At 67.7% G+C, this 19,676-nt stretch carries 12 protein-coding genes and 2 tRNA genes; 10 read left to right on the plus strand and 4 right to left on the minus strand.

The window, feature by feature from the left end:
- Positions 1-60: 60 nt before the first annotated feature.
- The 3 genes from nudC to AC1DN2_RS00140 all read left to right on the plus strand — a co-directional run bounded on the left by nudC (position 61) and on the right by AC1DN2_RS00140 (position 4,080).
- On the plus strand, positions 61-1,152 hold the full coding sequence (gene nudC, locus AC1DN2_RS00130) for an NAD(+) diphosphatase (RefSeq protein WP_476848760.1): 1,092 nt from the start codon (positions 61-63) through the stop codon (positions 1,150-1,152).
- A gap of 181 nt (positions 1,153-1,333) precedes the next feature.
- Positions 1,334-3,436 (plus strand): ATP-dependent DNA helicase UvrD2, encoded by a 2,103-nt coding sequence (locus AC1DN2_RS00135; protein ID WP_223913982.1) that lies wholly within the window; start codon positions 1,334-1,336, stop codon positions 3,434-3,436.
- Positions 3,436-4,080: a M48 metallopeptidase family protein gene (locus AC1DN2_RS00140; RefSeq protein ID WP_476848761.1), complete on the plus strand. Its 645-nt coding sequence runs from the start codon at positions 3,436-3,438 to the stop codon at positions 4,078-4,080. The genes AC1DN2_RS00135 and AC1DN2_RS00140 overlap by 1 nt, the downstream gene beginning before the upstream one ends.
- A 7-nt stretch (positions 4,081-4,087) precedes the next feature.
- Here AC1DN2_RS00140 and AC1DN2_RS00145 read toward each other — a convergent pair whose 3' ends face one another.
- Complete coding sequence (locus AC1DN2_RS00145) at positions 4,088-5,632, minus strand: zinc-dependent metalloprotease (protein ID WP_476848762.1); 1,545 nt, start codon at positions 5,630-5,632, stop codon at positions 4,088-4,090.
- A 257-nt stretch (positions 5,633-5,889) separates the two neighbouring features.
- Between AC1DN2_RS00145 and AC1DN2_RS00150 the strand changes: the two genes are divergently transcribed.
- From AC1DN2_RS00150 to AC1DN2_RS00165, 4 genes are all read left to right on the plus strand, one after another.
- Complete coding sequence (locus AC1DN2_RS00150; RefSeq protein WP_476848763.1) at positions 5,890-7,038, plus strand: YlbL family protein; 1,149 nt, start codon at positions 5,890-5,892, stop codon at positions 7,036-7,038.
- A gap of 214 nt (positions 7,039-7,252) precedes the next feature.
- Entirely contained in the window at positions 7,253-10,249 is a 2,997-nt protein-coding gene (locus AC1DN2_RS00155) for a UPF0182 family membrane protein (protein ID WP_476848764.1), read from the plus strand.
- Positions 10,250-10,509: 260 nt separating this feature from the next.
- Positions 10,510-10,583 (plus strand) — tRNA-Met (locus tag AC1DN2_RS00160).
- A 240-nt stretch (positions 10,584-10,823) separates the two neighbouring features.
- Positions 10,824-10,897: transfer RNA gene (locus tag AC1DN2_RS00165), tRNA-Met, on the plus strand.
- Between the two features lie 107 nt (positions 10,898-11,004).
- On the opposite strand, the gene AC1DN2_RS00170 is transcribed toward AC1DN2_RS00165, so the two are convergent.
- The 3 genes from AC1DN2_RS00170 to AC1DN2_RS00180 form a co-directional block, all read right to left on the minus strand.
- On the minus strand, positions 11,005-12,429 hold the full coding sequence (locus AC1DN2_RS00170; protein WP_476848765.1) for a cryptochrome/photolyase family protein: 1,425 nt from the start codon (positions 12,427-12,429) through the stop codon (positions 11,005-11,007).
- 180 nt (positions 12,430-12,609) lie between these two features.
- On the minus strand, positions 12,610-13,401 hold the full coding sequence (locus AC1DN2_RS00175; protein WP_223913934.1) for a PspA/IM30 family protein: 792 nt from the start codon (positions 13,399-13,401) through the stop codon (positions 12,610-12,612).
- Positions 13,402-13,558: 157 nt separating this feature from the next.
- On the minus strand, positions 13,559-15,622 hold the full coding sequence (locus tag AC1DN2_RS00180; protein ID WP_476848766.1) for a TPM domain-containing protein: 2,064 nt from the start codon (positions 15,620-15,622) through the stop codon (positions 13,559-13,561).
- Positions 15,623-15,918: 296 nt separating this feature from the next.
- Here AC1DN2_RS00180 and AC1DN2_RS00185 point away from each other — a divergent pair, with 296 nt between their 5' ends.
- The 3 genes from AC1DN2_RS00185 to AC1DN2_RS00195 all read left to right on the plus strand — a co-directional run bounded on the left by AC1DN2_RS00185 (position 15,919) and on the right by AC1DN2_RS00195 (position 19,672).
- Positions 15,919-17,649: a S1C family serine protease gene (locus AC1DN2_RS00185; protein WP_476848767.1), complete on the plus strand. Its 1,731-nt coding sequence runs from the start codon at positions 15,919-15,921 to the stop codon at positions 17,647-17,649.
- 255 nt (positions 17,650-17,904) lie between these two features.
- Positions 17,905-18,705: an electron transfer flavoprotein subunit beta/FixA family protein gene (locus AC1DN2_RS00190; protein WP_230008547.1), complete on the plus strand. Its 801-nt coding sequence runs from the start codon at positions 17,905-17,907 to the stop codon at positions 18,703-18,705.
- Positions 18,706-18,721: 16 nt separating this feature from the next.
- A complete protein-coding gene (locus AC1DN2_RS00195; RefSeq protein ID WP_223913937.1) occupies positions 18,722-19,672 on the plus strand; it encodes an electron transfer flavoprotein subunit alpha/FixB family protein in 951 nt (316 codons plus the stop codon).
- Positions 19,673-19,676 lie beyond the last annotated feature (4 nt).

Here is a 19,676-nt window from a genome sequence, read left to right on the forward strand (position 1 = left end):
AGCGCCCGGCGGCATGGTCGGCAAATGTCAATTGTCTGCCCGAGTCAGTACGGTGGGTGTATGAGTCTTGCGGAGTCAGCGGCATCTTCATCGGCATCACAGCAAACACCCTCCGAATCCCCGGCATCCGACGGTGCGGCGCCGCCGCTGCATCTCCTGCCGGCAAACCACCTCATGGAGACGGTCCTTCCCGTGCGCCCGGCCCTGATCGACCGCGGATCCGCGGCGCGGGTGAAACCCGGAATGCTCGCGGAGCTGGTCGGTTCAGGCGCGGCGCAGGCCGTGGTGCTCTCCGGCAGGCAGGCCCTCGTCAGCGGCAACAGCCTCGTGCTCCTCAACGCGGCCGAGCTCTCCGGGCACCTGGCCAACACCCCGTACGCTCCCGAACACGTGATTTACCTCGGTTCCGCCCTGGCCGGTTCGGACCTCGACGCCGGCACCGAGCTTGTCCTCTTTGTCCTCCCGCTTCAGTTCGAAGTCCAGGCCGAGGAATTCGAGGCTCACGTGGCCGGCGTTCCGAGCGATGCGCAGTGGGTGGGTTTCCGCGAAGTCGCGGCACGCCTGAACGCCACGGACACTGCGCTGTTCATCGAAGCCAGCGCCATCGCCAACTGGCATTCCACCCACACTCACTGCCCGCGCTGCGGCACTCCCACGCAGCCGGAAGCCGGTGGCTGGGTCCGGCGCTGCCCGGCCGATAACTCCGAGCACTTCCCCCGGACGGATCCGGCCATCATCGTCACCGTGGTGGGCCCCGACGGGAGACTGCTGTTGGGCGGAGGTGGCCCACTCGACGCCCGGAACTATTCGACCCTCGCCGGCTTCGTCGAACCGGGGGAGTCGCTCGAACAGGCCGTGCAGCGCGAAATCGGCGAGGAAGTCGGGGTCCGCGTCACCGCGTCCCAGTATCTTGGATCGCAGTCCTGGCCGTTTCCCGCCTCCCTGATGCTCGGCTTCACGGCCACCACGCCGGACACCGAAGCCCGGCCCGACGGCGTCGAGGTCACCAGGGCACGGTGGTTCAGCCGGAGCGAACTGCAGGACGCCGTCCTCAGCGGCGAGATCGTCATTTCCAGCAGGCTCTCCATCGCCCGGTCCCTTATTGAACACTGGTACGGCGGCGTCATTCAGGACGCCGCGGACAGCGCCTGACACTGCCCCATACAGGCTGACACCGCCTGCCCCTATCCGCAGGACACCGACTACCGACTGAGCAGCAAAAGTGACCACAGAGAAATTGAACTTCAGCACCATCCCCGGCGGGGAACCGTCGGGCGGCACGACGTCGGGCGATGCCCCGCCTGCCGATGCCCCCGAACCTGACGGCCGTTCGCTGGAGGAACGGATCCTCGGCGGCCTCGACGCCGAGCAGCGCGAGGTTGCCAGCACCCTCCAGGGGCCCATGTGTGTCCTGGCCGGTGCCGGGACCGGCAAGACCCGCGCCATCACGCACCGGATCGCCTACGGCGTGCACTCAGGGGTGTACAGCCCGCAACGGCTCCTCGCTGTCACCTTCACGGCCCGGGCTGCCGCCGAGATGCGCAGCCGGCTCCGTGACCTCGGCGTCGGCAACGTTCAGGCCCGTACCTTCCACGCCGCGGCGCTGCGCCAGTTGCAGTTCTTCTGGCCGCAGGCGGTCGGCGGCACCTTGCCCAACCTGCTGGACCACAAGGCACAGATGATTGCCGAGGCCGCGCGGCGGCTCCGGCTCAGCACGGACCGCGCCTCCATCCGGGACCTCGCCTCCGAAATCGAGTGGGCCAAGGTATCCATGCTGACCCCGGCGAACTATCTGGAGAACGCCCAGGGCCGGGGCAATCCGGGCGGCTTCGACCTGACGGCCGTGGCACGGGTCTTCCAGTCCTATGAGGACGTCAAGACCGACCGCAACGTCATCGACTTCGAGGACGTGCTGCTGATCACCGTGGGGATCCTGCAGGAGGACCCAAAGGTGGCAGCGACCGTCCGGGAACAGTACCGGCATTTCGTCGTCGACGAGTACCAGGACGTCTCGCCGCTGCAGCAGCGGCTCCTGGAGTTGTGGCTCGGCGGACGCGACGAGCTGTGCGTCGTGGGCGACGCCAGCCAGACCATCTACTCCTTCACCGGCGCCTCCCCGAAGCACCTGCTCGGGTTCAAAGCGATGTATCCCGAGGCCCACGTCGTTAAGCTGATCCGGGACTACCGGTCCACGCCCCAGGTCGTCAGGCTCGCCAACGACCTCCTCGCCGGCCGGCGCAGCGGCGGCCCGGTGGCGGACGCCGCCTGGGCCACGCCTTTGCAGCTGGTGGCGCAGCGGCCGGCAGGCCCGGTGCCGCGGTTCACCGAATGCTCGGATGACGAGGCGGAGGCCGCCACTGTCGCCGCGCGGATCCGCGAACTCCTCGACGCCGGAACACCGGCGAGCCAGGTCGCCGTGCTCTTCCGCACCAACGGGCAGTCCGAAGCCTACGAACAGGCGCTGGCCTCGGCGGGGATCGGCTACCAGCTGCGCGGCGGTGAGCGGTTCTTCGCGCGGAAGGAGGTCCGGGACGCCATCCTGCAGCTCCGGGCCGCGACCCGGGCGGTGGCTGAAACCGCCACGCCCGAGCCGCTCGGGCAGCTGGTCCGGGACATCGTCGCCTCCCTGGGCTACACGGACGCGGCGCCGCACAGCGGCGGCGCTCTCCGGGAGCGCTGGGAATCGCTGGCCGCCCTCGTGGCGCTGGCCGACGAACTCGTGATCAGCAGGGGCCCGCAGTTCTCGCTCCCGGACTTTGTCAACGAGCTCCAGGAACGGTCCTTGGCCCAGCACGCGCCGACTGTGCAGGGCGTTACCCTGGCATCGCTGCACGCCGCCAAGGGCCTGGAATGGGACGCCGTGTTCCTGGTCGGGCTGAGTGAGGGCCTCGTGCCGATCTCGTTCGCGGACACTCCGGAAGCGGTGGACGAGGAACGCCGGCTCCTGTACGTCGGGATCACCCGCGCCCGCGAACACCTGTCCCTGTCCTGGTCCACTGCCCGGACACCCGGCGGACGCGCCAACCGCAAGCCCTCGCGCTTCCTGGACGGCCTTCGCCCCGACTCGGTGGCCAGCTCCCACCTGCGGGGCAAGGGCCCGGCGCCGCGCCGGAAGGCGGCCGTTCCGGCGTCCTGCCGGGTCTGCGGCAGCATGCTCTCCAGCGGCGCGGAGCGCAAGGTGGGCCGCTGCAACCAGTGCCCGCCCAGTTACGAGGAACAGACGTTCGACGCGCTCAGGCAGTGGCGGAAGGACGTGGCCCTTGAGGCGGACGTCCCGGCATTCGTGGTGTTCACCGATGCCACCTTGACCGCCATCGCCGAGGCGCGCCCCGAGTCGCTGGAGCAGTTGGCCAAACTCGCCGGCGTGGGTCCATCCAAACTGGAGAAGTACGGCGAGGCCGTTCTGACAGTCCTGGCCGAAAGCACGGTTCAGTGATGCCCGGTTCAGTGATGTCCGGTTCAGTTCCGGCGGCCACACCGCTGACCACCGCCGACGGCGCCCCGGTAGTGGTCCGCCGCTCTGCGCGCCGACGCCGCACGGTCGCCGCGTTCTGGGAGGACGGCACCGCCGTCGTCGCCATCCCCGCGTCCTTCAGCAGGGCGCAGGAACGGGAGTGGGTCCATCGCATGCTGGAGAAACTCCGGCGCCAGGGGGACCGGGCGGCGCGGGGTTCCGGCCGGCGCCGCCCCCGCAACGATGCCGACCTTGCCGCCCACGCCGCGGATCTGTCGGCGAAGTACCTGGGCGGCAGAGCGGTGCCCTCCTCGGTCCGCTGGGTCACCAACCAGAATTCGCGCTGGGGTTCCGCAACGCCGTCCGAAGGGACCATCCGGCTCTCGGCGAAGCTGCAGCCCATGCCGCAGTGGGTGATCGACTACGTGCTGCTTCACGAACTGGCCCACCTCCTGGTGGCCGGCCACGATGCCGCCTTCTGGCGGTTGCTGACGGCGTTCCCGGAGACTGAGCGTGCCAAGGCCTTCCTGGAAGGGGTCTCGTTTGCGACCTCACGCGGCCTGGCACCCGACGGCGGATACGACGAAGCCCCGGACGGAACCGAAATCCCGGCCGGGGCCTACTAGCGTTCGGCTAGGCCTTGGGCGTGCCGCCGTCGTCCGGTCCGCCGTCCTGACGGTCGTCGTCCTTGGCCGCCGGTTCGTCCGTGCCCTCTGAATCCGCCGTGCCTTCTGAATCCGCGGTGCCTTCTGAATCCGGAGTGCCCTCGGTGTCCGTGGTGCCCTCTGAATCCGCCGTGCCCTCGGTGTCCGTGGCGTCGGCGTCGGCCGGCTCGTCGAACCCTCCGCTAAGCAGTTTCTGCAGGGCGTCGTCCACTTCGCTGTCGCTGGCTTCGGCGAGTTTACGGCGTTCGCTGAAGCCTTGCGGATCTTCCAGGTCCTCTGCCGTGGGAAGCAGGTCGGGATGCTGCCAAACGGCGTCGCGGCCGTCGACCCCACGCTCTTCCTTGAGCAAGGCCCACAGCGTGGCGGCCTCGCGGAGCCGGCGCGGCCGCAGTTCGAGTCCCACGAGGGAGGAGAACGCGTGCTCCGCGGGGCCCCCGGTGGCCCGGCGCCGCCGGACGGTTTCGCGCAGTGCGGCGGCGGACGGCAACATCTTCTCGGTTGCACCCCAGGTGAGTTCGTCCACCCAGCCTTCCACCAGGGCCAGCGCGGTCTCCAGCTTTTCGAGGGCCTGCTCCTGGGCGGGAGTGCGCTGCGGCATGAAGACTCCCTGCGAGAGCGCCTCCTGGATGCCCTCGGGGTTGCTGGGATCGATCTCGCGTGCCAGTTCTTCGATCTTGGACGTGTCGATGTGGATGCCGCGGGCGTAGGCCTCGATCGCGCCGAGCAGGTGCCCGCGCAGCCAGGGGACCTGGACGAAGAGACGGGCGTGTGCCGCCTCGCGCACGGCCAGGAACAGGCGGATGTCGTTTTCCGGCAGGCTGAGGCCCTCACCGAATTTCGCCACGTTGGCCGGCAGGAGCGCCATTTCGAGGTCTGCGAGGGGCACGCCAATGTCCGTCGAGCTGACCACTTCGGCCGAGAGCGCGCCGATCGCCTGGCCGAGCTGCATGCCGAAGATCGCCCCGCCCATGTTCTGGATCATCGAGGAGGCGCCGCCCATCATGGACTTCATTTCCTCGGGCATCTGCTCGGTCATGGCGGCCGAGAGCGCATTGGCAATGCTGTTGGCCACGGGCTCGGTCAGCCGCTTCCACGTCCCAAGGGTTTCCTCGACCCATTCGGCGCGGGACCACGCCCGGCCGATCAGTCCCGTGGCCGGAAGCCCGGTGACCTGGTCGAGCCACAGTTCGGCCAGCCGAAGGGCCTCATCGACCTCCCGCGACTGATGCGCCGTGACCGAGGGGTCGGTTCCGCTGGCGGCGACGCGCCGGGCGTTGTCATGTGCCAGCTGCCAATTGACGGGCCCCTCCGAGGGGGCACTCATCATCGCCTGCACCTGGGAGAACATCTGGGCCAGGAGGTTTGGATCGTCCGGGAGGCCTGCTGCCTTGGCGAGCTCGGCGGGGTCGATATTGCCCATGCCCTGCCCGCCCATCAGGTTCTTGAGCATTTCGGCCAAGGGATCCTTGGGTTCCTCGTCGCCATTGGACGGATTGAGTGGGTTGGAGGTCATGATCCCGCCGATCGTCGGTGTGGCTGCTTCTCAACTTCACGGTACCCCTGTGCAAGAGTGGCTGTCTGCCGAAACCGCGCCACGTTCGCTGTAGGCAAAGAGCGGTCCGGGGTCCCAAGCGCGTAGGCTTGGAAGTTGGAATATTTGCACGCGGCAGCCTCGGGTTAGGCTGCGGCCCTGGTGCGTGGTCGCGGTGTCCTCTCGGGCTTGTCCTGGCAGGGCCGCAGCCCCTCGTGCCGGCACGGAGAGGTCGTTCAATGACAATCACCCACGGTGAGCAGCCCGCCAGCGACCCAGCGGCCGGCCCTGCCCGGGGCAGGTGGGCGCGACTGGCGGGCGCCGGCGTGCGGCGCCCGCGCAACAACCGGTCTTCAGCCATGCTTGTCTCGGGGCTGCTTGCCGCCGCACTGGGCATCACCGCGGTGAGCCTGCCCGTGCCCTACGTGATCGAGTCTCCCGGCCCCACCTTCAACACCATCGGCCAGGACAACGGCAAACCGGTGATCAGCGTCAGCGGCCATGAGTCGTTTCCTGCCAAGGGCAGCCTGGACCTGACCACTGTCTATGTCGACGGCGGTCCCAACGGTCCGGTCAGCGTCTTCGAGGCGTTCTCGGCATGGCTGAACGGGACCAAGGCCGTCTACCCCCAGGAACTGCTCTTCCCCACCGGCGTCACCAAGGAACAGTCCCAGCAGGAGAGCGCCACCGCGATGACCACCTCCCAGGAGAACGCCATCGCCTCGGCACTGAAGGAACTGAAGATTCCGTTCGGGCAGAAAATGCAGGTGGCCGGGCTCCCGGACGACTCCGCCTCGAAAGGACTGTTGCAGGCAGGGGACGAACTTGTCGCCATCAATGACAAGCCCATCACTGCGCTCGGCGTGGTCCAGGCGGAACTGGCCGCCGGCAACGGTAAGCCCGCCAAGGTTATTGTCGAACGCGCCGGCGCCCGGGTGCCAGTCACCATTACGCCGGCCAAGAACAGTGCGGGCCGCTACATCCTGGGCGTCCTGCTGCAGTACAAGTTCACCTTCCCGTTTGATGTCACCATCTCGCTCGACAAGGTCGGTGGCCCCAGTGCGGGCATGATGTTCGCGCTTGGCATCATTGACACCGTCACTCCCGGGGACCTGACCGGCGGCAAGCACATCGCCGGAACCGGAACCATCACCCCGGACGGTGCCGTAGGACCCATCGGCGGGATCGCCCAGAAGATGCAGGGGGCGCGGTCCGGCGGGGCCACACTGTTCCTGGCCCCGGCGGCCAACTGCGAAGACGTGCTGGGCCACATCCCCGACGGCCTGCAGGTGGTCCGGGTCGAGAACCTCACCGAGGCCCGCAAGGCAGTTGAACTGGCCGCGTCAGGCGGCGACACATCGGGACTGCCTGTCTGCACCAACAACTAGACTGGCCGCGGAACTAAGCGCCGTCCCCACTCGTGGCACTAATTGACGGCCGCGCCGTCCCGCCGGCACCCTGCTGCAGGGCCCTGACGGAACGGCGGTGACGGCCGTTAGAATGCATCAACCTGAAACACCGGCACTTGGTCGCCAGACTGAGCCACAGCAGCGACTGATAACTAAAAACCAGCAGTAGACGACCAGCTATGAGGTACCGAGTTTGTCCCGTCCCGCCAGCACTGTCCCGCCCGGAAGACCCCAGACACGACGCGGCGCCCTGACGCCGACGCTGATCATCGTGGCCCTGATCGTGGTCGGATTCATCTTCTTCGCCAATGTCTGGACGGATGTCCTCTGGTACCAGCAGCTCGGCTACTTCGAAGTGTTCCTGACCGAGAACCTGGCCAGGATCGTGATCTTCCTGACAGGTTTCGCTGTCATGTTCCTGGCCATCTTCTTCGCCATCAGGATTGCCTACCATGCGCGGCCGGTATACGCCCCCGATTCGGAAATCCGGGACAACCTCAACCGCTACCAGGCGCAGCTCGAACCGATCCGCCGCGTCGTGATGGTGGGGCTTCCCATCCTCTTTGGCCTGTTCGCCGGCAGCGCCGCGGCCAGCCAGTGGCAGAAAGTCCTCCTGTTCCTGAACCAGGAGGCATTCGGCCAGAACGATCCGCAGTTCGGGCTCGACATCAGCTTCTACCTCATGACTCTTCCCTTCCTCGGCTTCGTCACCGGGTTCCTCATCAGCGTCACGGTGATCGCCGGCCTTGCCGGCATCCTCACCCACTACCTCTACGGCAGCATCCGGATCATGGAACGCGGGATCTTCACCAGCCGCGCCGCGCAGATCCACCTGGCTGTCACGGGCGCCGCCTTCCTGGTGCTGATGGGCCTCAACTTCTGGCTGGACCGCTACTCCACGGTGCAGAATAACGGCGGGCGCTGGGCCGGTGCGCTGTACACGGACGTGAACGCCGTCATTCCGACCAAGGCCATCCTGGCCGTGGCCGCGGCCATCGTCGCCGTGCTGTTCATCGTCGCCGCGGTCATCGGCAAGTGGCGGCTGCCGGTGATCGGCACCGCCATGCTCATCATCACGGCCATCCTGGCCGGCGGCGTCTACCCGTGGGTCATCCAGCAGTTCCAGGTCCGGCCCTCGGAGCAGACGCTGGAGAACGAATACATCAAGCGGAACATCGCGATGACCCGTGCCGCCTACGGCCTGGATAAGGTCCAGGAAAAGCGGTACAACGCCACCACCAACGCCACCACCGGCGCGCTGGCCCCCGATGCGCAGACCACCGCAAACATCCGGCTGCTGGATCCGAACCTGATCTCGGATGCGTTCTCGCAGCTCGAACAGTACCGGCCCTACTACCAGTTCCCCAGCGCCCTGAACGTGGACCGCTACGAGATCGACGGCAAGATCCAGGACACGGTCATCGCAGTCCGCGAACTCAACCCGGACGGGCTCGCCACGAACCAGCAGTCCTGGCTGAACCGGCACGTTGTCTACACCCACGGCTACGGCGTCGTCGCCGCCAAGGGCAACAAGTTCACCGTGGACGGCAAGCCGGACTTCCTGCAGGCGGGCATCCCGTCCACCGGCGCGCTCGGCAACGATTCGACCTATCAGCCCCGCGTCTACTTCGGCCAGGACTCACCCGACTACTCGATCGTGGGGGCCCCGGACGGTGCACCGCACCGTGAGCAGGACCGGCCCGCGGCCAAGGAAGGCGACGGCGAGACGCAGTACACCTTCACCGGCAACGGCGGCCCGAACGTGGGCAGCTTCTTCAACAAGATCCTTTACTCGATCAAATTCCAGTCCTCGGACCTGCTGCTTTCCGACGGCGTGAACGCCGAGTCCCAGATCCTCTACGACCGCAACCCGCGGGACCGCGTCGAAAAGGTGGCGCCCTACCTGACTGTTGACGGCAATCCGTACCCCGCCGTCGTAGACGGCAGGGTGAAATGGATCGTGGACGGGTACACCACCAGCCCGTACTTCCCGTACTCCCAGCAGGAGCAGCTCTCTGCCGCCACGGCCGACTCACAGACCGCCGCGAACCGGACAGTAGCCCTGCCAAACAGCTCGGTGAACTACATCCGCAACTCGGTCAAGGCCACCGTGGACGCCTATGACGGTTCCGTGACGCTGTACGCCTGGGACGACCAGGATCCGGTCCTGAAAGCCTGGCAGAAGATCTTCCCGACGTCGGTGAAGCCGTATTCGGAGATGTCCGGTGCGCTCATGAGCCACGTGCGCTACCCGGAGGACCTGTTCAAGGTCCAGCGCGAGCTTCTGGGCCGCTACCACGTGACCAACCCGGACAGCTTCTACACCAACATTGACGCCTGGTCCGTTCCCAACGACCCCACCGTCAAGGACGAAGTCAAACAGCCGCCGTACTACATGTCGCTGAAGATGCCCGACCAGGACAAGCCGGCGTTCCAGCTGACCTCGTCGTTCATCCCGCAGGTGGTCAACGGCAACGCCCGCAACGTGCTCTACGGCTTCCTGGCCGCGGACTCCGACGCCGGCAACCAGAAGGGCGTCAAAGCGGACAGCTACGGCCAGCTGAGGCTCTTGCAGATCCCGCCGGAGACCCAGGTCCCCGGACCGGGCCAGGCGCAGAACAAGTTCAACTCCGACCCCACCGTTTCGCAGGCCCTTAACCTGTTGCGCCAGGGTGCGTCGGCGGTGCTCAACGGCAACCTCCTGACCCTGCCGGTCGGTGGCGGCATGGCGTACGTCCAACCCGTCTATCTTCGCTCCACGGGGGAGACCTCCTACCCGACGCTGCAGCGGGTCCTGGTGGCGTTCGGCGACAAGATCGGGTTCGCGCCCACACTGGACGAGGCCCTGAACCAGCTCTTCGGCGGAAATTCGGGTGCCGCAGCAGGTGACTCGGCCAACAAGGGACAAACACCGGCCACGCCCACCACGCCAGGTGGTGCCACTCCGCCGCCCGGCACTACCGACGCGAAGGCAGACCTGAAGGCCGCGCTGGACGAGGCCAATGCCGCGATCAAGGCCGGCCAGGACGCCCTCGCGAAGGGCGACTTCGCGACCTACGGTGAGCAGCAAAAGAAGCTGAACGCTGCCTTGCAAAAGGCACTCGAGGCCGAAGCAAAGCTGGAAACCCCGGCCGCGCCGGCGGGCACCGCCACACCGTCGCCCACACCGTCGGCGACGGCGGGCGGCTAACGCTGCGCAGCTGACCCTGGCAGGTCCTTACGCGCTGCGCGAGGGCCAGGCGCAGGCTGTGAACGGTGCGACAGGCCGGGTTTGCCCCTACGGAGGGGCAAACCCGGCCTGTGGCGTAGACGGACCGGATTCGATCCCTGTGCGGCCCTGGCCGGACGGGCCCGGGAGACCAGGGCGGACGCTCCGGTCGGCGGCGAGATGCACATCACGTCGCCTCGATTTGGCCTCAAGTTCGCCGGCAGGTAGAGTTGATCTTGCGACGCGGGGTGGAGCAGTTCGGTAGCTCGCTGGGCTCATAACCCAGAGGTCACAGGTTCAAATCCTGTCCCCGCAACTGGAGAGAAGGTCCGGAACACTGGAAACAGTGTTCCGGACCTTTTGCTTTAAGCCGCTGGGGGGCGGTCGGGAAGCCGGGAACCGGGAAACCGGTCATAGGACAAAAGGGCGACCGCTCGAGCGGCTCGCCCCCGCAGTCCATCGCCTCGCAGTCCATCGATCTGGATGTGCCGGACTGGACGGCGGCCGGGCACGTGGTCAGGGCGGTCCGGAAACTAGGGTAGAGTTGATCAAGCGACGCGGGGTGGAGCAGTTCGGTAGCTCGCTGGGCTCATAACCCAGAGGTCACAGGTTCAAATCCTGTCCCCGCAACTGGAGAAAAGGTCCGGAACACTGGAAACAGTGTTCCGGACCTTTCGTTTTAAGTCCGCGGCGGCGGCCTGCGCTGCGTCTGCCCTGAGCCGCCCCCGTGCCGGCTCTCAGCCGTCCTTGAGCCGCTGATAGGTTGCCAGCGCCCGCGCCCGGGACTCGGCAAGGTCCACGATCGGTGCGGGGTAGCCGGGGGCGGCGCTGTCGGCCTTCCAGGGCTCGTGGACGGTTTTGTCATCCAGCGCGGCGAGCTCGGGAATGTACCCGCGCAGGTAACGACCGGCGGCGTCGAACTTCTTGCTCTGCGTGACCGGGTTGAAGATCCGGAAGTACGGCGACGCGTCGGCACCCGAGCCCGCCACCCACTGCCAGTTGGCCGGATTGCTCGCGGCATCGGCGTCCACCAGCGTGTCCCAGAACCAGGCCTCGCCCAGCCGCCAGTCGGCCAGCAGGTTCTTCACCAGGAAGGACGCGGCCGCCATCCGCACGCGGTTGTGCATCCAGCCCGTCTGCCAGAGCTGGCGCATGCCCGCGTCCACCATCGGGTAGCCCGTACGGCCCTGCTGCCAGGCCTGGAGCTCGTCGCCCGACGCCGGCTGCCATTGAAAGCGGTCGAACTCCGGCCGGTAGTTCTGTGTCGCCAGATCCGGATTCTCGTACAGCAGTTGCCAGCAGAATTCCCGCCAGCCAAGTTCGGAACGGAAGATCCCGACGTCGGCTGGCGCCCCCGCCGCAAAGCTGTGGCGCAGCGTGTGCCAGATCCGGAAGGGGCTGATTTCGCCAAAGCGCAGATGCGGGGAGAGCCGGCTGGTGCCCTCGACGCCCGGGACGTCGCGGCCGGTGCCGTATTCTGCGGCCGGGCCGTCCACGAAGTCCTCGAGGCGGCTGAGGGCGCCGGCTTCTCCCGGCGTCCAGGTGTCGGCCAGCCCCGGGCTCCAGTCCGGGCTCCGGGGGAGCAGGCCCCAGCTTTCGAGCGGTTCGCCCGCCGGCAGGCCGCCGCTCTGGGTGCGTGCAGGGCCCGGCAGCTGGTCCGGAGCAGCCAGCGGCTGCCGGGGCTCGGCACCGGCCAGGCAGGCCTTCCAGAACGGCGTGAAGACCTTGTAGGGGCCCCCGCCGCCGGTGCGCACGGTCCAGGGCTCGAACATGAGGTTCGCCTGGAAGCTCGTGGCGTTGAGGCCCTCCCCGCCGGCCCAGCTCTTCAGGCCGGCGTCGACGGCGCGTTCAGGGCCGCCGTAGCGGCGGTTCCACAGCAGGGCGTCTGCCGACGTTTCCACCGCGAGGTCCTGGATGACCCGGGCGGCGGGGCCGCGGCGGAGCACCAGCCGCGAGCCCGTGGCCTCGAGCGCGGCGGCCAGGCCGGCCAGGGAATGGTGGAGCCACCACTTCACCGCGCCACCCAGCGGCCGGATGCCGGGTGACTCCTCATCCAGGACATAGACGACGGTCAGGGGTTGGTGCAGGGCAGCGGCCTCCGCCAGAGCCGGATTGTCATCCAGCCGGAGGTCATCACGGAGCCACACAAGGGTCGCAGACATGGATCCACGGTACACGCGCGCCCGCCGCCGCGGGCGCCTGTGCGGTGAGACATGGGGCCATGCAGGGCACAACGAGGGCCGGGCCTCGGCGGGCGATCCTGAGGTGTCAGGTTAGTCCGCCGGAGCCCGGCCCCGGGCCCGAAGCGTGCAGCAGTCCTGCGGAAGCGCCGGACCGGCGGGTCAGAGCTTGTCGAAGTCGGCCTCCTCGACCGTGGAACCGGACTCGGCGCTCTTTTCGCCGGTGCCGATGGCAGCGGGGGCGCCGCCGGACTTCAGCGCTGCCAGCCGGGCTTCGATCTCGGTCTGCTCGCCAAGATCTTCCAGCGAATTGAACTGGGCGTCCAGGCTCGACTCGGCGAGCTCCTGCTGGCCGCGGACCTTGGCTTCCTCGCGGCGGATCTTCTGTTCGAAGCGGCCCACCTCGGAGGTGGGGTCCATGATGTTGATGCTCTTGAGGGCGTCGTGGACCTGGCTCTGGGCCTGCACGGTCTTGGACCGGGCCACCAGCTCATTGCGCTTGCTGGTCAGTTCGTTGAGCTTGCCCTTCATCTGGTCGAGGCCGTGCTTGAGCTTGTCCACCACCTCGGTCTGGGACGCGATGCTCGGCTCGGCGGCCTTGGCCTCGTTCTCAGAACCCATCTGGCGCTGCAGGGCCACCTTGGCCAGGTTGTCGAACTTCTCGGCATCGCCGACGTCGCCCTTCGCCCGGTATTCGTCGGCCTTGCGCGAGGCTGCGAGGGCCTTTCTGCCCCAGTCCTGGGCGTTGCGGACGTCCTCGTTGTAGTCGTCCTGGAGCATGCGCAGGTTGCCGATGGTCTGGGCCACGGCGGACTCCGCCTCCGCGATGTTGTTCGTGTAGTCACGGACCATCTGGTCCAGCATTTTCTGCGGATCTTCGGCCTGGTCCAGCAGCGAATTGATGTTTGCCTTCGCCAGCTGCGCCATGCGGCCGAAAATGGACTGCTTAACCATGGTGTTACCTTTCGTCCTGCTCCGTTGTCTCACTGATTCCAGTGATCGATGATGTATCGCATCTATCCGCTGTCCGGGCCCTTGCGGCCGGCGCGTGGTCTGTCGAGTTTCCTGCTACTGCTTTCCCACTGTGTCCCCTGCGGGGGTGGCGAACAGGCTAGAAACTTCCGGAGTCCCCGCCACCGAAGTCTCCGCCGCCGCCAAAGTCGCCGCCGCCCCAGCCGCCGCCGGAGTCATCGCCGCCTCCGCCGCCCCAGCCGCCTCCGCCGCCGCCCCAGCCTCCGCCGCCTCCGCCGTGGAGGATCGAGTTGATGAGGATTCCGCCGAGGATCGCGCCGCCGAGGCCGCCCCCGCCGCTGCCGCCGAACATGCCGCCCCGACCGTAGCCTTGGCCCTGGTTGGCGTAGCCGCCGAATTGGTCGACGTCGGACTGGGCCAGCTGCGCGGCCTGTGCCGCCAGCGCGTAGGCCTGCTGTGCGTACTGCAAGGCCGTGACGGGGTCGGTGCGGGAAATGGAGAGCGCATAGTCCAGGTTCCGCTGGGCTTCCGCCAGGCGTGTGCGCGCGTCGGTGCCTACGCCGCCGCGGCGGGCGGTGATGTAGTCCGACGTCGCGCTGATCTGGGCCTGGGCCGACATGATGCTCTGCTGCAGTGAGGCCTGGGCCCGGCGCGCCTGGTCCTGCTGGTCGCGGATTCCGGCCAGGGACTGGTCGAGTGCCTGGTGGGCCGTGACGACCCGTTCCAGCGTCGCGATCGGATCAATCTTGCCGCCCTGGATTTCCGTTTTGACCTGGGCGAGCGCGGCTTCCGCCGCAGCCACGGGGCCGGCAAGTTCCGGATGGGCGCCGGACTGGATCATCGCCTTCGCCTGGGCCAGGTCCTGCGCGGTATCGACGACGGCGGCTTCGAGGCTGTTGCGTGCCCCGTCGAGGCTGCCGGCCACCTTGGTGATGGCGCCGATCAGCACGTTCGTCTGGTGCAGGCTCTCCTCGGCGGCGCGGACGGCGACCGCGGCGAGGCTGCTTTCACCCGCGGCGAGCTTTTCCTGCGCCGCCGTGGAGGCATTCTGCACGAAGTCGAGACGTTCCTTGGCCTGTTTGATGTTGTCCGCGACCTGGACCAGGGCGCTCTCGGCGTACTTGGCCCGCAGATCGGTCAGTGACTGTTCGGCGGCGGCAAGCTTTGCCTGGGCGTCCGCGGCGCCGGCGCCGACGGCGGCGAGGGCCTGCGGGGCGTTCTTTTCCAGCTCCCGGAGGGAATCGAAATCGGCTTTCTGTTCCTGCAGCGATGCCAGCGCGGCTTCGGAGCGGCCGATGATTTCAACGAGCCAGCTCCGTTGCTGCTCCTCGGTGTCGGGGATGTGGTCGTCAAGCTGCTGCTGCAGCTTGAACGATTCCGTCATGTGGCCCTTGGCCTCCTGCAGAGCCTTGGTGAAATTGCCCACCGCGGCGTCCCCGTATTGGGCCTGGGCGAATCCCAGCTCCTGCTCGCTGGACTTGATGGCGTCATCGGCCTCGATCAGCAGCGAATCGCTCTTCCGGCGCAGCTCGGCCACGCTGAGCCCCGCCAGCGGGTCCGGCTGCCCGCCCTGGGCCCCGGCTGACGCCCCCGAACTTTGCAGGGCCTTCTTCCGGCGGCTGCGCAGGTACAGATACGTTCCCGCACCGCCCACAGCCACGACGCCGACTCCCACGAGGACGGCGCTGCCCGCTCCGGCGCCGGACGGCACCGTTCCGCTGCCGCCGCCCGCCGCGTCGCCCACCGCAGCGGCCGTGTCAATGGCTGCCTGGGCGAAGTCGCGCTTTCCGCCGGCCAGGTTCGGCACGATGGCGTTCTGGACGATGGTGGACGTCTTGGGATAGATGGCGCTGGCCGAGCTGGGGGAGAAGTAGTACTTGCCGTCGTCGGACATGGTCAGGATGACGTCGGCCTTGCCCATGCCCTTGTTGGTCGCGACGGCCTGGGCCCACGCCTTGGGTTCGGCCGGATTCTCGAACGTCTTTGCCGTGATGACGTAGAGGTTGTACTTGTGGTCCTTGAGGAGCTTCTGGATGGCGTCCTGGACTTCGGCCTTGCGGCTGCCGAGCACGTTCGCACTGTCCACGATGTTCTGCCCGGACGGAATGGCCACCGGATCTTCGGCGAGGGCCGGAGCGGCGGGGAGCGCCAGCAATCCAGCGACGCCAAGGACGGCGAGGAAACGATTCAACTTAGACCGCATGTGCAACCCTTCAGCACTTCTGGGACCGGTTCGGTCGAACCAGCCGTCACAGAAAGCAGCAGCGCCCCCACGCAGATGTAAAGCCGCAGGTCGCTGTGGCATTTCCATTTGATTCTATGGTGCACCCAAAAGGCAGTCCACCTAGGGGAATATGCCACCAGCGAAACGGGCTTAAACTGGGAAACACGGGCCCGCAGGCCGCAAACTGTCCGTTCAGGAACCTCCCAGCAAATGTCCGCTCTAGTGTCAGCCTGAGCGTTCATAGTTATAGGCAGACGAGGACGAAAGGAAGTCTCATGACTGAGAACCCAGTGCCGGGTGTGTCACCGGAGCCGACACAACAGAACCAGGAACCGGCGGGAGTGCGGGAGGGCTCGCCGGAGCAGCCGCATGCCGGCCGCGCGCCTGAGGCGGCACCGGGAAGTCCGGCATCCGAAAGCACGACGTCCGAAAACTCAGTAGTCGGAAGCCCGGCGCCCGAGAACCCGACCCTCCGGCTGGACCGCGCCGAGGACGGCGCGCCGCGTCCGGTGTACCAGCAGCAACAGCCCTCCGCCGCGGATACCCAGCAGATCGGCGCCCCGGCCCAGCAAACCGGCCCGTACGGCGGGTTCTCCCAGTCCGGCCAGGGCCAGCCCGCCCAGCCCGGCCACCCGCCCTACGGCCAGTCCCAGCAAACCCCGTACGGGCAGTCGCCGCAAACCCAGTACGGCCAGGCCCACTACGGCGCCAACCCTTACGGCGGCCAGCCGCAGCCGGGTCCGTCCTACCCTTCCGGCCCCGGCTTTGCGAACGACCCGGCGCACGCCCCCAAACGCAAGGCGGCATTCGGCGTCCCCACCCTCGTGGCCAGCATCGTGGCCGCCGGCCTGATCGGCGGCGGCGTGGTGGCCGGCAGCAACGCCCTGCTGGGCGATCGCCTTTCCCCGTCCGCCGCGAGCAACACGAGCCAGGCCGGTCCGGTGATCGTCAACAACAGGGAAGACGTCAACGCCATCAGCGCCGCCGCCCTCAAGGCTTCCCCCAGTGTGGTGACCATCAAAGCGACCAGCGGCAGCGACGGCGGCACCGGCAGCGGGATCATCCTCGACACCCAGGGCCATGTGCTGACCAATACCCACGTGGTGACGCTCGACGGCAAGGCCGCGAACGCCACCATGGAGGTCCGGACGAGCGACGGCAAGGTCTACTCCGCGAAGATCGTCGGTACCGACCCGCTTTCCGACCTCGCCGTGATCAAGATCGACAACCCCTCGGGACTGGTCCCGGCAACTCTCGGTGACTCGGGCAAGCTGAACGTCGGTGACACCGCCGTCGCCATTGGATCGCCGCTGGGACTTACCGGCACAGTCACGGACGGCATCGTCTCAACCCTGAACCGGACCATCAGCGTGGCATCCTCGGCTGCGCCGAAGGGCGGTGCGGACAACTCCCAGGGCGGTGACCAGGGCTTCCAGTTCGCGCCCCCCGGCGGCGGCGAGACTCCGAGCACCGCGGATCAGGGATCCATCTCGATCAACGTAATCCAGACGGACGCGGCCATCAACCCGGGTAACTCCGGCGGCGCGCTGGTGAACACCAAGGGCGAAATCATTGGCGTCAACGTCGCGATCGCCTCCGCCGGCGGCGACGCGGCCAGCGGAAGCAGCAGCGGCAACATCGGCGTGGGCTTCAGCATCCCCATCAACAACGCCAAGCGCGTGGCCCAGGAGATCATCAGCGCCGGCAAAGCCACCCACGGGCAGTTCGGGGTCAGCGTGAAGCCCAAGGCCGCAGGCTCGTCCTCCTCCGGGTTCTCGGTGGGCGCGGAGGTCGCGACCGTCGAGTCCGGCTCGGCCGCAGACAAGGCCGGCATCAAGGTCGGCGACGTCGTGACGAAGTTCCAGAACCTGACCATCAGCGATCCCAACCAGCTCACCGCGGCGGTGCGGGAACAGGCCGCCGGGGCCACGGTCAAGGTGACGGTGCTGCGCGGTGGCCAGCTCAAGGACGTCGACGTGACGCTCGGCGCTGCAGCCGAGCAGTAGAGCTGGGCGGAAGCAAACAGCGCAGCTGTAAATCAAGGCAGCAGCAAACAGGCCGGGCGGCACCGAAAAGGTGCGGCCCGGCCTTTGCCGTCCCGGGCCAGTTCACTGACACAGACCTTAACCCTGGCCGCGCTGCCCGGCGGCTATATGGTTAGCTAGGAACAGCCCGGCTGCCGGGCATTCCGTGGCCATGACCCCGTCAGGGGCGGCTGTCCACCCGCATGGAAGGCTGCTGTAGACACAGTGGAAGAAACTCTGAAAATCATTGTGCTGGTCAAGCACGTCCCGGATGCGCAGTTCGACCGCCACCTCACAGGTGAGGCCAACACGGTGGACCGCTCCGAAAGCATCCTGTCCGAACTGGATGAATACGCCCTGGAAGCTGCGCTGCAGCTGACCGAGGCCCGCGGCGGAGAAGCGGCCGGCAACAAGGTCATTGCGCTGAGCATGGGCCCGGCCGGGGCAGTCAATGCGGTGAAGAAGTCCCTCCAGATCGGCGCCACGGAAGGCGTGCACCTCAGCGATGAGGCCCTGGCCGGTTCGGATGCCGCGGCCACGTCGCTGGCGCTGGCCGCCGCGATCCGCCACCTGGGCGCGGATGTCCCCGCGGACCTCATCCTCACCGGAATGGCCTCCACGGACGGCGAGACCTCGCTGGTCCCGGCACAGCTCGCTGAGCGGCTGGGCCTCCCGCAGGTAACCTTCGCCGCGTCCCTCGAGCTCGACGCCGGCAAGCTCACCGCCCGCCGCGACGGCGACACCCACGCGGACACCATCGAGGCCACACTCCCGGCCGTCGTTTCCGTCACCGACCAGATCAATGATCCGCGGTACCCGAACTTCAAGGGCATCATGGCGGCGAAGAAGAAAACCATCACCACCTTGAGCCTTGCCGACATCGGCGTGGACGCCGCCCAGGTGGGCCAGGCCGGTTCCTGGACCGCCGTCGAGACCGCAGAGGCCCGCCCGCCGCGGACGGCCGGCACCATCATTACCGACGAAGGCGACGCCGGCATCCAGCTGGTCGAGTTCCTGGCCGCCCAGAAGCTGCTCTAAAGGGGATTATCCGAACATGGCAAAAGTACTCGTTTTCATCGACAACCCCGGTGCGGCGCTGAAGAAGTCGAGCCTGGAACTGCTCACCATCGCCCGGTCCCTGGGCGAGACCGTCGCCGCCGTCAACGGCGAACTGCACGACGACGCCGCCTCGACCCTGGCCGCGTACGGCGCCCAGGCACTGTACCGCCCGTCCGCCACGGACCTCGACGACTACCTCGTCGGACCCAAGGCGGCATTCCTGGCCGCGGCCGCCGCCGCCGCCGGTGCGGGCGTGGTCCTGGCCGAGAACTCGGCCGAGGGCAAGGAAATCGCCGCCCGGCTCGGCATCAGGCTCGGCGCCGGCGTCATCACCGACGTCGTGGCCGTGGATCCCGACGGAACGGCGCACAAGTCGGTCCTGGCCGGGTCCTACACCAGCGCCGCGAAGGCGGTGACACCCGTTTCCGTGCTGACCGTGAAGCCCAACAGCATCACGCCCGAGCCCGCGGTCACCGGCACGGCGCCGGAGAGCATCACTGTCCAGGTTCCTGACGTGACCGCGGCTGCCGCACGGGTTACGGCGCGCACCGACAAGCCTGCCAGCGGACGCCCCGATCTGTCCGAGGCGCGGATCGTCGTGGCCGGCGGCCGTGGCGTGGACGGCAACTTTGGTCCGCTGGAGGAACTCGCCGACGCCCTCGGCGCAGCCATCGGAGCCTCGCGGGCGGCCACGGACGCCGGCTGGATCGGCCACGACGCGCAGATCGGCCAGACCGGCAAGACCGTCGCACCGCAGCTCTACATCTCCGCGGGCATTTCCGGAGCCATCCAGCAGAAGGCAGGCATGCAGACCGCGAAGGTGATCGTGGCCGTGAACAAGGACGCCGAATCGCCGGTTTTCGAGATCGCGGACTTCGGCATTGTGGGCGACCTCTTCCAGGTCCTGCCGCAGGCCACCGCCGAAATCAAGAAGCGCAGAGGCTGACCGC

Source organism: Arthrobacter sp. 01L42 (assembly GCF_056400005.1).